This window comes from Pseudomonas sp. Marseille-P9899, assembly GCF_903166565.1.
GTDB lineage: Bacteria > Pseudomonadota > Gammaproteobacteria > Pseudomonadales > Pseudomonadaceae > Aquipseudomonas > Aquipseudomonas huaxiensis.
The window spans coordinates 622,650-635,865 of sequence record NZ_CAESCG010000003.1; the positions used below are offsets into that span (position 1 = coordinate 622,650).

A 13,216-nucleotide genomic window follows, 5' to 3' on the forward strand; every position below is an offset into this window, starting at 1 on the left:
TAGCCGGAGAATGCGGTGCTGTCAAAATGATGCCAATGAGTCAGCTTCAGGCGCCGCGAATCAAGCGGTCGCGCAGCGCCGCATGATCCTCGTCCGCGACCTCCGGCCAGTACTGCATTGCCCCCGCCACTAGCGCCGCCACTGGCAGTCCGTCGCGGTACAGCAGGCGATTGCCGGCCAGTGCCGGGACCTTGCTGCCGGGCAGCAAACTGCCGCTGAGGTTGAGCGGATCGCTGCCGCTGACCGCCACCAGGCTGCCGTCCAGCGGACGCCGGCGCACACCGCGCAGCACGGCGATGGCTTCCGGCAGGGCGAACTGTTCGCCGGCCAGGCCGCTGACGAAGCGGCCGCCACGGATTTCGCCGCGGGCTTCCAGGCGGTGGAAGGTGCGCAGCAATTCGCGCCAGCTCGGCAACCAGTCGGCTTCGCGCTCCAGCAGGCGCCAGAACACCACGCCGTAGCGACGTAGCAAGGTCCGGGCGATGTGCTCGCGGACGGCTTCGCTGTCGTCAGACGCCGCGCTGCGGCGCAGCAGCGCCCAGCGCCCGGCGTCGTCCATGCCGCCGAACAGCGGCCCGCGGCCGCGTCGGCTGCTGTGGGCCTGGCGTTTGCTGGCCGGGGTGATCAGCGCGCGCAGGCCGGCGAAGCTGTCGGCGCTGACCAGTCCGGCCGCCACCAGCTCCTGCAAGGCGTTCTCCAGTTCGGTGGGCAGCAGGTGAGCGTCGTCGCGCAGTTCGTCGAAGAACAACGCGCCGTGCTGGCTCAAGGCGCTGTGAACCTTTTGCGCGCGCGGTGACAGCGCGTCGATGTCGAATGGCTGACCGAGCCCTTGCCAGATGCCCAGGCGACTGCGCGGCAGCAGCACCAGCGGCGTGCTGCGCAGGGTGCTGGCGGCGGCTTTGCCGTTGGGCGCCAGGCGCGCCCAGGTGAACTTGCCGGCGCGACAGGCTTCGTCCAGCCAGCGCGGGCTGTAGTCGCCAAGGCGCGCGGGCAGCAGGTCGCTTTCCCAGGCGCCGGCCGCCGCCGCGTAGCCTTCGAACTGCTCCAGCACTTCGCCCAGGGCGGCGTTGCCTTGCAGGCGGCTGGCGCTGGACAGGTGTTGCCAGTCGAACAGGAAACGCATGAAATCCTGCAGGCTGACCGGCTCGATTTCCCGGCGCAGGCGCTTGATGGTGTAGCGGTGTATACGCGCCAGCAGGTGCCGCTCGCACCATTGCTCGCGAGGCTCATCGGGGTGGAACTGGCCGCGCATGACATAGCCTTCGCCTTCCAGGCGGGCGAGGGCCTGCTGGATGACGGCGATGTTCAGGTGCAGGGGCGCGGCAATCTGTTCCGGGGTCAGCGGACCGAAGCCGCTCAGCCGCGCGCGCAGCAGTTCCAGCGCGGCACTGTCTTCATCCACCACGGCATCGAAGCCCGGCAGTGGCGTGACGGCGGGTTGCAGTTCGGCGTGCGGATACACCGCCAGCAGCCCGTTCAGGCGCTCGCGGGCGAGCCACAGACCGGCACCGTCCGCGACTTGCAGATGGCAGGCGCGACCGCTTTCGGCCAGCGCCCCCAGCCACTGCGCCCAGCCGGGATTGGCGACCACTTCCGCGTCGCTGATCGCTGCCAGGCTCATCAGCGCTTCATGCATTTCGTCGCTGTTGCCCGGTGCCGGCCAGGCTTCCAGCGCCACGGCGGCAATGGCGTCGCGGTCGAGGGCGCCCAGTTCGTCACCGCTTTGCGGCTCGCTCCAGCGCCGGTTGAGCACGGCCTGGGTGCGGCGTTCTTCCAGCGGCGCGTCGTCAAGGAAGGTGTAGGGGCGGGCATTGAGAATCGCTGCCGCCAGGGGCGAAGGCGCGGGCAGGTCGCGGCAGATCAGGCGAATATCGCCACTTTCGATACGCCGCAACAGGGCCAGCCAGCCGTCAGCATCCATGGCTTCGTGCAGACAGTCATCGAGGGTCTGTTCCACCAGCGGGTGCTCGGGGACTTCGCGCTCGCCGGCGAGGTTTTCCAGGCACGCCAGTTGATCGGGAAACACCGCAGCGGTCAGGTCTTCACTGCGCATGCGCTGGATCTGCGGGGCGATCCGCTTGCCGCCGGCAAAGCGCGGCAGGGCCAGGGCGACCCCGGCGTTCCAGCGCCAGCGCACGCCGAACAGTGGCGCGTCGAGCACCGCCTGGATCAGCACCTGCTCGGCGCTAGCGCTGGGCAAAAAGCGCCAGACGTCTTCCAGCGGGAAACTGTGGCCGGCAGACAGCGAAAGGATGATCGCGTCCTCGCTGGCCGCCGCCTGCAATTCGAAGTTGAAGGTGCGACAGAAACGCTTGCGCAGGGCCAGGCCCCAGGCGCGGTTGATGCGGCTGCCGAATGGCGAGTGGATGATCAGTTGGGTGCCGCCGGACTCATCGAAAAAGCGCTCCATCACCAGGGTGTCCTGGGACGGCAGGGCGCCGAGGACCTGGCGGGTCCGGCCGAGGGAATCGAACAGTTGCGCGGCGCTGTCCGCGCCGAGGCCGAGGGTCGTGCCGAGCCAGTCCAGCAGCGGCTGTTCGCGGCCCTGATGGTCTTCCAGGCACTGATCGATTTCGCCTTGCAGGCGGGCGACGGCGCGGGACAGTTCATTGCTGCGCCCCGGCGCTTCGCCAAGCCAGAAGGGGATGTTCGGCGGCAGGCCCTGGGCATCTTCGACCCGCACCTTGCCCGCCTCGACGCGCAGGATGCGGTACGAGGCATTGCCGAGCTGGAAGATATCGCCGGCGATGCTTTCCACCGCGAAGTCTTCGTTGACGCTGCCGATATTCAGCGCCTGGGGTTCCAGCATCACCGCGTAGTCGGCGTTGTCGGGGATGGTCCCGCCGCTGGTCAGGGCCGTTAGCTGGCTGCCACGCCGCCCCCGCAATTCGCCACTGACGGCGTCGCGGTGCAGGTAGGCGCCGCGCACACCTTGGCGACCGCTGTAGCCTTCGGCGAGCATGCGCAGCAGCGCCTGGTAATGCGCTTCGTCGAGGTCGGCGTAGGGTTTGGCGCGGCGGAAACAGTCGAGCAGCGCCTGTTCTGTCCACGGCTGGCAACTGACCTCGGCGATGATCTGCTGGGCCAGCACGTCCAGCGGTGCTTGCGGTACATGCAACTCGTCCAGCTCGCCACGACGCACGCAGTCGAGCAGGGCGACGCATTCGATCAGGTCGTCGCGGGTGGTGGCGAACAGACGACCTTTCGGCGTGCCTTCGACCTGGTGACCGGAGCGGCCGACGCGCTGCAAAAAGGCGGCGATGGAGCCGGGCGAGCCGATCTGGCAGACCAGTTCGACTTCGCCGATATCGATGCCGAGTTCCAGCGATGCGGTGGCGACCAGCACTTGCAGCTCGCCGCGCTTGAGGCGTTGTTCGGCGTCCAGCCGCGCTTCTTTCGCCAGGCTGCCGTGGTGCGCCGCCACCGCTTCGCGGCCAAGGCGTTCGCTGAGGTGCCGGGCCAGGCGCTCGGCCAGGCGCCGGGTGTTGACGAACACCAGGGTGGTGCGGTGTTCGCGGGCCAGCACCGCAAGGCGGTCGTAGACACGCTCCCAGACATCGTTGGCCATCACCGCGCCGAGGGGTTGCGGCGGGACTTCGATGGCCAGGTCGCGTTGGCGTGCGTGACCGATATCTACCACCGCGCAGGTGCGTCCCGTGCCCACCAGATACTCAGCCACACGTTCCACCGGCCGCTGTGTTGCGGACAGGCCGATGCGCCGCAGCGGCTTGCCGCACAGGGATTCAAGACGCTCCAGGGTCAGGCTCAGGTGGCTGCCGCGTTTGTTGCCGGCGATGGCGTGAATTTCATCGACGATCACCGTGTGCACGGTCGCCAAGCCCTTGCGCCCGGACTCCGAGCCGAGCAGCACATACAGCGACTCCGGCGTGGTCACCAGAATGTGCGGTGCCTGTCGGCGCATGGCGCTGCGTTCTTTCTGCGGGGTGTCGCCGGTGCGCACGGCGGTACGGATGGCGGGAACCGGCAGGCCGAGCTGTTCCAGTTCGGCACTGATGCCGGCCAGCGGATTCTGCAGGTTGATCTGGATATCGTTGGACAGCGCCTTGAGCGGCGAGACGTAGACCACCCGGGTTTCATCCGGCAACTGGCCGTCGTTGGCCAGGCCCTGTTCGAACAGCTCGTCGAGCACCGCGAGAAAGGCGGTGAGGGTCTTGCCGGAACCGGTCGGCGCCGCCACCAGCAGCGATTCACCGTTGCGGATCAGCGGCCAGGCCTGCGCCTGCGCGGCCGTCACCGTCGGGAAATGGCGGCGAAACCAGTGGCGGACAGCCGGGTGGAAGATGTCCAGCACCGGATGGTTGTGGGCGGGCAGATTCATCCCCTGTTTATGCGTCCTGCGCTGGATGCTTGCAAGGGGCCACTGGTCAGTTGCGGCATGACCGTGGGATCCTTGCCGGCCTTTTTTTCGCTGTGAGCTGTCGCCATGAGCAAGACCATCCGCATCGCCGCCGCCCTGTTGATCGACCCGCGCGGGCACACCTTGCTGGTACGCAAGCGCGGCACCCAGGCGTTCATGCAGCCAGGCGGCAAGATCGAGGCGGGCGAAGCGCCGGTGGCGGCGCTGGCGCGGGAGTTGTTCGAAGAGCTGGGGCTGCGCATCGATCAGGAGCAGGCCGGCTATCTCGGCAACTTCAGCGCGCCGGCCGCCAATGAGCCGGGCTTCGAAGTGGTGTGCGAGCTGTTCCGCGTCGACACCGCTGAGACCGTGGTGCCAGCGGCGGAAATCGAGGAAGCCCTGTGGGTGGATGCCGAGGCGGCCGAGCGGCTGGTGCTGGCGCCGTTGACGCGGGACCTGATCCTGCCGCTCTACCGAGGCGTTTGACAGGCAATCGCAACGCGTCGGCCACTCACAATTCGGTGGGAGCGGCTGTTAGCCGCGAAGGGCCGCGCAGCGGCCCTAAATCCATCCAGCAACCTGTTTCTGGCCGGTTGGGGTCTCACATTCAGCGATCCTCAACGTCGACAAAAATGCCGTATGCAGACAGCCATCTCGTGCTGGATGGTTTTGGGGCCGCTGTGCGGCCCATCGCGGCTAACGGCCGCTCCTACAGGTTCCGTGTTACCTGACCACACTCACCCCATCGAGGGTGGAGAACGAGGTGTCCTTGGCGGTCAGCAGGAAGTCGCGCATGTACGGTGCGTCCAGCATGTCGGTGCGGATCGCGGCGTACAGCGTGGCGAACAGGCCTTTGTCGCCCAGGCGCTTGCCCTTCACATAACCCCGCGAGCTGTATTCGTGCAGCGCCCAGTGCGGCATGCCGCAGACGCCGCGGCCGCTGGCCACCAGTTGCATCATCATCACCGTCAGTTCCGCCGTGCGCACCTGCGCCGGTTCGACGTCGGCCGGTTCGAGGAAGCGGGTGAAGATGTCCAGGCGGTCGCGCTCCACCGGGTAGGTGATCAGGGTTTCCTTGGCCAGGTCTTCCGGCACCACGTACGGCTTGGCCGCCAGCGGGTGCTGGTTGGCCACGGCCAGCATGGCTTCGTAGGTGAACAGCGGGACGTAGGTGATCCCGGCCAGGTCCACCGGGTCGGAGGTCACCACCAGATCGAGGTCACCGCGGGCCAACGCCGGCAGCGGGGCGAAGGCGAAGCCCGAGGCCAGGTCCAGCTCGACTTCCGGCCAGGCATCGCGGAACTGGTCGATGGTCGGCATCAGCCACTGGAAGCAACTGTGGCACTCGATCGCCATGTGCAGGCGCCCGGCAGTGCCGCCCGCCAGCCGCGCGATATCGCGCTCGGCACCGCGCAGCAGCGGCAGGGTGGCGTCGGCCAGTTGCAGCAGGCGCAAGCCGGCGCTGGTGAAGCGGATCGGCTTGGTCTTGCGCACGAACAATTGCATGCCCAGGCGCTCTTCCAGTTCCTTGAACTGGTGCGAGAGCGCCGACTGGGTCAGGTGTAGGCGGTCAGCGGCGTCGACCAGGCTGTCAGCCTCGCGCAAGGCGTGCAGGGTCTTCAAATGGCGGATTTCGAGCACCCGGCTTCTCCATGAGTAATATTTGATTAAAAGTCGAATTGGTTGAGTTTGTCTCATGATGACGAGGCTGTCGACCACAACGTTGTCGGCGACAGCGAGAGGGCAGCAAGCCGGACCGCTCGGCAGCGGCCCGTCCTAGCCCCCGACGCTCAGTCGAACAGCGCGGCAAAGTGCTTGCGCGCCAGCACCCTGCCGATATCGCCACGCCAGATCCGCTCGGCCGACTCGCCCTGGCCTTGTTGCCATTGCAGGCCGCGGCGGCGCTGCTCAGGAATTTTCAGATGGGCCTTGGCGAAGCTGTCGAACCCGGGGCTCGCCGAGGTGTAGTGAAAGTGCGCGTACCACAGCGGGCCCGGCGGGTTGCGGGTCAGGTCGCGTATTTCGTACTCCAGCAGGTATTCGGCACGACCCTCGGCGCGTTTGGTCAGTTGGGTCATTTCGCCGACCTTGATGATGTCCACCGACTGGTGTTCCAGCAGGTAGTCCAGCATCCCTTCGCTCGGGGTCTTGCTCGCCAGCGTCTGGCGGATGCGCAGCGCCTGCCCCTGAATCACCAGTTCATCCGCCCTGGCCCGCAGCGTGTCGGGCAGTGACGCCTGCGGGTCCTGTTCGGCGATAAGCGTGGCGCGGGTACGCAGCTCGCCGGCTTCGCTGACCAGCATGTGCTCCAGGTCCACCGGCAGCATGTTCTTGCGGGCGTAACCCTGCACCTTGGCGGTGTAGGCGGGGAGGTTGTCCAGTCGCTCCCGGGCTTCGCGTACGAGTTGATTGAGGTCAGCGGGTGCGCTCGCGGGCGCGGGCCTGGGATTTTCCAGCCGCCAGCGGCCCTGCTGGCCTTCCACATAGATTTCGGTGTTGTTGTTGATGCCGGGGATGGTCATGCGGCGCTGCCGGTCGGCATTTTCCTCGATGCCCATCAGCACCTGGTTGTCCTCGGTTTCGAACAGCCGGCGTGCCGGTTGTGCCGGGCCGGGTTGGCGTGTGTGCGTGGGAAACGCGGACTTCTTTCTCCAGCGCTCGGCCAGTTCAGCGGTGTAGCGCAGTCCGTCCAGAAACGGCTGGACATGGCGCTGCTCGAAGAACTGCGGATAGCTGGCGTTCCAGGCGAGAAAGTCGCGGTGGTAGTCCTGATAGGTTTCGAGGCAGTCCCGCAGTACCCGCTCGCGCAGGACGGCGCTGGTGCGAACTTCGGTCAGATGGAGCTGATTGTTCAATGCCCGGTCAAGCCTGATCCGGCTTCCGGCGATGCGCTGTTGCAGCAGAAACCAGGACGTATCCACGACCGCTTCGTAACGGTTGACGATTTCCAGGTAGTTGCCGACCTTGAGCAGCTCGGTGGTGGACTGGCTGAATTTCTGCTGCACCACCTCCATGTCCTCCTGCACGTTGGCACGCTGTTCGGCAACGGTGATGCGCTTGTTCCAGATTTCGGCCTCGTGCATCACCTTGCTGACCTGGTCGAGTTTCTTCACCAGTTTCAGGCGCACCTGTTTGCGTTGTTGCAGGAGTTGCAGGTGGCGCGGAATGTCGAGGGTGGGGGTGGTTTCTATCTCGCGGCCAATCTCATCGATTCGCGCCAGATGCTCCAGCGCCCAGGGTTTTATGATGTTCAGCTCGTTGAGCCGGCGATCGACCTGCAACCAGGCAACACGGCTTTGCAGCGCTTTCAGCCGGGTCCGATTGTTGCCAGTGCTCAACTGCATCAGCGCCTCCAACTCGGGGTACAACTCGGAGCCGATGGCTCTTTCCTTCACGTAACGGTCACGCAATTCGAGGGTCAACGCGTTGCGTGCCTCCGGGTCGACCATCTGGTTGAAGCGGTTCTGCCGCTCCTGGGTGCCAGAGTTGATGGTCTGCAATTCGTAGAGCTTGGCGTCGACGCTGCTTTTCAGTGCTTGCTGACGACGCAGGACCGGGTCGGTCCACCAGCGCGGCAGGTGCTGACGAATGGCCGCGGGCCACAGCGGGTCGGCGAACTCGGCCAGACGCCCGAGCGCGGCGCCACCCCCGGCCACAGGGCTGATGACATTGACGCCGTAGAGCGCGCCATGGGTGTCCCAGTTTCCAAAGCCATCGAGGGCGATGGGCTGTTTGTAGGCGGAGTCTGCTTTGCCGGTCAGCCGCCAGGTATGCCGGCCTGCATCGAATAGCACCGGATAAACCCGGCCGCTGTTGATGATGAAATCCCCCTGGGGGTGGCGATAGATACCGCGATAGATGCCTTCGGTGCCCGGCGTCAGCCCGGCCAGGGACGATTCACCCCCGTATTCGTAGCCGCTGAACCTGTCCACGGCGGTACGGCGGCGCCCGCCCGGCGCGGGACGCAGATGGCCGCTGCCGACCAGTTGCTTCAGTTGTCGTTGGCGAATCAGCGCCCGCGCCGGACCCGGTTTGATGGCCGCGCCGGGCAGCAGGTCCATGGCCGCGTCGATCAACGACTGCAAGAGCGATTCAAGCGCGTCCAGGCCCTCGGCGGCGTTGTTGTGCAGAAACGCGGTCACGGCCCGGTTCGCACTGGCCCAGGCGTCGTAGGCGGCGATCACCACACCGACAAACGGCAGCATGCCCAGGGCCATTTTCAGGTAGTCGAAGACCTTCCCGCTTTCCAGCGCCGCCAGTTCCAGACGCAGTTCGCGGTTGGAGCGCGAGGTGCTGCGGTGTGCCAGGACCAGGCGGCCCAGGTGCGCGTTGAGTTGCTGCGCTGCCAGCGAGGTGGTGGCCGGCCAGGCTTGCTCGATGCCGATCAACCCTTGGAAATGGCGAGTGCAGGCCTCGTTGATCCGGCTGATGTGGTAGTCCATGTCGCCCTCCAGCGCCCGGTCGGCCAGGTACGCCGCCATGTTGCTGTCGAACGCCAGGTTGAACAGCGCGACTCGGGCAGTTTCCAGGCCGTCATATTGGCGCAGGAAAATGGCATCCGGGCTGTCCGGCAAATACAGCAGGGTCACTCCGCTGACGCTGTCATGGATAAACGTCACGCCGGACAGCGGCGTGTTGCGGTCGCCGGTGTCTTCACCGCCCGGCATCAGCATCGCCGGCAACAGGCTGACGCGTTTGCCGCCGGTATTGAACGCTTCGGGTGAGCTGGCATCGGTGGCGAGCGACAGGATGTCCAGCCCGGCCTGAGTGATATGGCGCTGATGAAGGGCCGCCTGGCCGCGAATTGCCAGCATCAGTTGGACCGGCGCCAGCAGGCATTCCTCACGGTATTGCTGATGGAACAGTGGGGCGTCCACAGTGCCCAGCAGCGCATCGCGGATGCGCTGCTCGTAGAGGCCGGCAAGGTCCAGTTCGGTGACGAAGCGCTGCAAGTAGGCGACATCCAGGCCGGAGGCGAGCGTGGAGCGATCAGCGGGATCTCCCCCGGTAAGCACCAGCCCCATGAATTGCAGACGGTTGGTCAGGTCGTGGTCGATATTGCCCAGGGCCAGTTCCTGAAGGCTGATCAGGCTTCTGCTTTTGCTGGGCATCAGCACCAGCTTGAGCGGTGTCCCCGGAGCGCCTGAGCCTGGGATTGTGTCCTTCGTGAAATGGGTCGAGTCGGGCACGTCGAGCTGAACCTGCACGGCGCTGCCGAGGGCGAAGTCGCGGACAAGGCGGTCCGTGACCTGGCGCGCGGCGAAATCCTCGCGGCGCGGAAGGTCACGCTCCAGCAGGGCCTGGGAGCGTTGCGCGGCGGGCAGGAAGGCCTTGATCAGGGCGCTGAATGACTGACGTTCGGAAGGGGGTAGATGACGTAGCCATTCGGGTTGGCCGCGGTTCAGGGCCAGGGATCGGTTTTGTTCGAGGAAGCGCTCATAGGCCAGGTCCCGCGCGGTGTTCACGGGGACGTTCAGCTCATCGAGGACGGTGCGTCGCAGTTCCTCCAGTGCGGTCTTGTACTGCGCTTCGTCGCGTGGGAATAAGTGCTGGTGCAGTTCGAGCGCAGCCTGCTCGCAACGGGCCAGTTGGCGTTGCAGCCCATGTTCCAGAGCATCCCCGGCCAAGGGCGTGAGCAACAGTTTGCGCTCGTCGCTACCGATCGACAGTTTGAAGAGTTCGCGCTCCAGCGCCATGACGGACGCGAACCGCTGCAAGCCGCCCGCGCTGCCGGGCCAGAACAACAACAGCGGGCGGTCTGTCACCACGGCGTACGGCCCGTTGCCGTGGGCAATGACCACCACGCCGTCCAGTGGCTGCGACTGAAGCTGTTGGTCGTCGCCGGTCGTTTGCAGGGTCAGCGTCGCGGTAATCACCGAGGCGCTGCGTTGGTCGGCAGTGGGGGCCAGGAGCACTGCGTCGAGCATTTCCCGCTCGTCGTCACCGAGCTGATTCATGGCGTACTGGATCGCGGCCTCGGCGCGCAGGCCGTCCTGGCGCGCCTGTTTCAGCTCCGCGTAGGCGTCCTGTGACCAACTGCGCAGGTCGTGCAGCGCCTCGGTGTCGAGCAATGAGGCGGCGGCGATGTCCGCGCGGCTCTGCGCCATCGACAAGGCGTTGAGCGCTTCCCTGAGCGTTTGCAGGGTGGGCGAATCGTGATCGTCCTGTTCGCCTGCCAGGCTTTCGAAGGCTTGCAGTTGCTGCTCGATCATGGCCAGGCGGGTGCTGAGCGGAATGTCCTGGTACAGGTTGCCAAAGTCGGTGGGGCGGGGGGATTCGCCATCGTTGGTCAGGGGGGCAAGGCCGGGCAGTTCGGCGAACAGGGCGTTTGTCGCCCGCGCGTTGTCGTAGGCGTCGGCGGCGGCGAGGGGGGCGCTTGCGGCAGAGCCCGGGTCGGGCTCGCTGTTCTCATGCAGGGGTGTGAGGTGGCAAGCACGCAGCTGGCTCATCAATTGCCGGAAGGCGGCATCCAGCGGTGCGTCCTGTAACTGGTAGCCGACCGTGTTGCGCGGTCGAAGCTCGTTGCCGGTGTAGGGCCACAGTCGCCGCTGACGGTCCAGAAGGTTGCGTTCCATCGCTGCGCGGGTGGCAAACACCTGCATCGCCGGGGTGTATGACGGCAGGTACAAAATTCGCTCGCTGTCGCTGGTGCAGACCAAGGCACCCGGCAGCTTCAAGCGGCTGCCATCGGCCAGGGTCAGGTGCAGTGTCTCGAAACCCGCGGGCACGGCCGAACTATCGGGACGCGGGAGCGCGGTTTGCAGCGCTTGCCATTGGCGGACGGTCAGCGTGCCCTCGGCCACGGCGATATCGCCGGCCGCCTGGAAGTGCGCGTGGTATTGCCGGGCCGCCCAACTGCGCCGGGACAGCGCCGTGCCGGTCGCACGGCCATTCCAGTAGGCGATCCATTGCTCATTCAGGCTCTCGCCGAGTTCCAGGCGCTTGAGCGTTTCCAGCAATGCCATCGGCGACAAGCCATGCAGCGCGTGAGCGGCGGGCAGTCCGAAGACTTCACTGGCCTGGTCCAGGGCCGGATCCAGATGAGGAAACTGCAGGACGAATACGCTGGCTTCATCAAGGTACAGGCGCTGGCCGGTGTGAAAGCGCAGGCCGGCCAGTTGGCTGTCCAGGTCCCAGCGTTGCTTGATCTGCTGCCTGATCGCGGCACGGATTGCAGGGAGCCCGCCGAGCAATTCGAGCATGCGTTCACGGCATTCACGCCACTGTGCCGAGGCGCTGGAATACAGGTTTTCATCCTGTATGAAGGGCGCGTCGGGATTCCGTTCAAAAGCGAAGTCGATCACGTTCCGGGTGTCGGCGTGGTCTGGGGTGGGCATCGGGTTTACCTCGGGTTCGGCGAAAACAGGCCGTATTGGCGGCTGTGGTCGGCGGATTTGAGGTCAAGCCGGGGGACGACGGGCGGTACATAGGTATCCGCTCGGCGAGGTTCATGAAATTGTCACGGAACTGTGGCAGCGCGCCGGCACAAACATCATCACACTCGCGCTCTACTGGGGATTTCGTTTTCGGTGTTTTTCCATGCGGTTCTATTTATTTCTTCTGGCGCTGCTGAGCGCCTTTCCGTCGTTCGCCGCGCCGCGCTGCGACGTGCATGCGCCTGTGCAACAGGCCGAACTCAAGCAGGTCAGCCTGGCCTACCAGAGCGTCGGGCGCAGTACCGATCCGGCCTTGCTGCTGGTCATGGGCCTGGGCGGGCAATTGATCCACTGGCCTGATGAAGTGGTCGAGGCGCTGTGCAAGCAGGGCTTCCGGGTGATTCGCTATGACAACCGCGATGTCGGCCTGTCGCGCTGGAACCAGCCGCCCGCCGATGCCAGCCTGACCTACGAGCTGGTGCGCTATCGCCTCGGCCTGTCGGTGAGCGCGCCCTACACCCTCGAAGACATGGCCGAAGACGGCCTGGAACTGATGCAGTACCTGGGCGAAAGTCGCTTTCATGTATTGGGCGTGAGCATGGGCGGGATGATTGCCCAGCACCTGGCGGCGATGGCGCCGGAGCGGGTCGAGAGCCTGACGCTGATCATGTCCAGTTCCGGTGCCCAGGGCCTGCCGGCGCCGAGTGCGGCACTGATCCAGCAACTGGCGCGACGCGGTGCGCCCAACCGCGAGGTGGCGATCGAGCAGCAGGCGGATTTGCTGGCGGCGCTGGGCAGCCCGCGGGTGCAGGATGATCGTCAAGTGTTGTTGCAGCAGGCGGCGGTGTCCTACGACCGCGCGTTCAACCCCGAAGGGGTCAAGCGCCAGATCATGGCGATTCTCGCCGAACCCAGCCGGGTCGAACTGCTCAATCGCCTGCGGGTCCCGGCCCTGGTGGTGCATGGCACCGCCGATCCGTTGCTGCCGGTGATGCACGGGGTGCATCTGGCGGCGCACATCCAGGGCAGCCAGTTGGCGTTGATTCCGGGCTTGGCCCACCGTTTCCAGGAGCCGTTCAAGGCGGCGCTGTTGGCGGCGGTGCTGCCGTATCTACAGGCGCACCGGAATAATTTCAGCCATCTTGCTCAGCGTTAGTGAAGGCGCACCCAAACGCTGACCAGAATCGCCGCCGCCACCAGCCACGCCAGTGCGGCCAAGGCCAGTGAGGCCTCCAGGCGCAGGCGGTCGACGAGGAAATACAACGCCGTGAGGTAGACGAAGTACGGAATGATCGACCACATGCCGAACACGATGGTGGTCTTCAGGTCGTCCAGCGAGCGGCCCTTGCCGACGATGTAGTGGGCGATCAGGGCGAAGGTGGGAAACAGCGGCACCAGCCCGGCGATGTAGTAATTGCGGGTCTTGGCCAGCATCGCGAGGATCACCACCACGGCGGCGCCAAGACAGGCTTTGAGTATCAGG

6 protein-coding genes are annotated in these 13,216 nt (G+C 65.8%); 2 read left to right on the plus strand and 4 right to left on the minus strand.

The window, feature by feature from the left end:
• Positions 1 to 46: 46 nt before the first annotated feature.
• The gene (locus tag HWV67_RS18580) at positions 47 to 4,339 is read right to left on the minus strand and encodes a DEAD/DEAH box helicase (RefSeq protein ID WP_175652289.1); all 4,293 of its coding nucleotides are present in this window, start codon (positions 4,337 to 4,339) and stop codon (positions 47 to 49) included.
• 105 nt (positions 4,340 to 4,444) lie between these two features.
• Here HWV67_RS18580 and HWV67_RS18585 point away from each other — a divergent pair, with 105 nt between their 5' ends.
• Positions 4,445 to 4,843 (plus strand): NUDIX hydrolase, encoded by a 399-nt coding sequence (locus tag HWV67_RS18585; protein WP_095154871.1) that lies wholly within the window; start codon positions 4,445 to 4,447, stop codon positions 4,841 to 4,843.
• Between the two features lie 237 nt (positions 4,844 to 5,080).
• Here HWV67_RS18585 and metR read toward each other — a convergent pair whose 3' ends face one another.
• Both metR and HWV67_RS18595 read right to left on the minus strand, forming a co-directional pair.
• Positions 5,081 to 5,998 carry a transcriptional regulator MetR gene (gene metR / locus HWV67_RS18590; RefSeq protein WP_175652290.1) on the minus strand — a complete coding sequence of 306 codons (918 nt, stop codon included), beginning with the start codon at positions 5,996 to 5,998 and terminating at the stop codon, positions 5,081 to 5,083.
• A gap of 149 nt (positions 5,999 to 6,147) precedes the next feature.
• Entirely contained in the window at positions 6,148 to 11,694 is a 5,547-nt protein-coding gene (locus tag HWV67_RS18595; protein WP_175652291.1) for a dermonecrotic toxin domain-containing protein, read from the minus strand.
• 202 nt (positions 11,695 to 11,896) lie between these two features.
• Between HWV67_RS18595 and HWV67_RS18600 the strand changes: the two genes are divergently transcribed.
• Positions 11,897 to 12,889 (plus strand): alpha/beta fold hydrolase, encoded by a 993-nt coding sequence (locus HWV67_RS18600; RefSeq protein WP_175652292.1) that lies wholly within the window; start codon positions 11,897 to 11,899, stop codon positions 12,887 to 12,889.
• On the opposite strand, the gene HWV67_RS18605 is transcribed toward HWV67_RS18600, so the two are convergent.
• On the minus strand, positions 12,886 to 13,212 hold the full coding sequence (locus tag HWV67_RS18605; RefSeq protein WP_175652478.1) for a GlpM family protein: 327 nt from the start codon (positions 13,210 to 13,212) through the stop codon (positions 12,886 to 12,888). The two genes, HWV67_RS18600 and HWV67_RS18605, sit on opposite strands and share 4 nt — an antisense overlap.
• Positions 13,213 to 13,216: the final 4 nt, after the last annotated feature.

Excerpts from the sequence above, each read along its gene's own strand:
- HWV67_RS18580 (WP_175652289.1), bottom strand. The coding sequence starts at position 4,339 with ATGAATCTGCCCGCCCACAACCATCCGGTGCTGGACATCTTCCACCCG.
- HWV67_RS18585 (WP_095154871.1), top strand. The coding sequence starts at position 4,445 with ATGAGCAAGACCATCCGCATCGCCGCCGCCCTGTTGATCGACCCGCGC.
- HWV67_RS18595 (WP_175652291.1), bottom strand. The coding sequence starts at position 11,694 with ATGCCCACCCCAGACCACGCCGACACCCGGAACGTGATCGACTTCGCT.
- HWV67_RS18600 (WP_175652292.1), top strand. The coding sequence starts at position 11,897 with ATGCGGTTCTATTTATTTCTTCTGGCGCTGCTGAGCGCCTTTCCGTCG.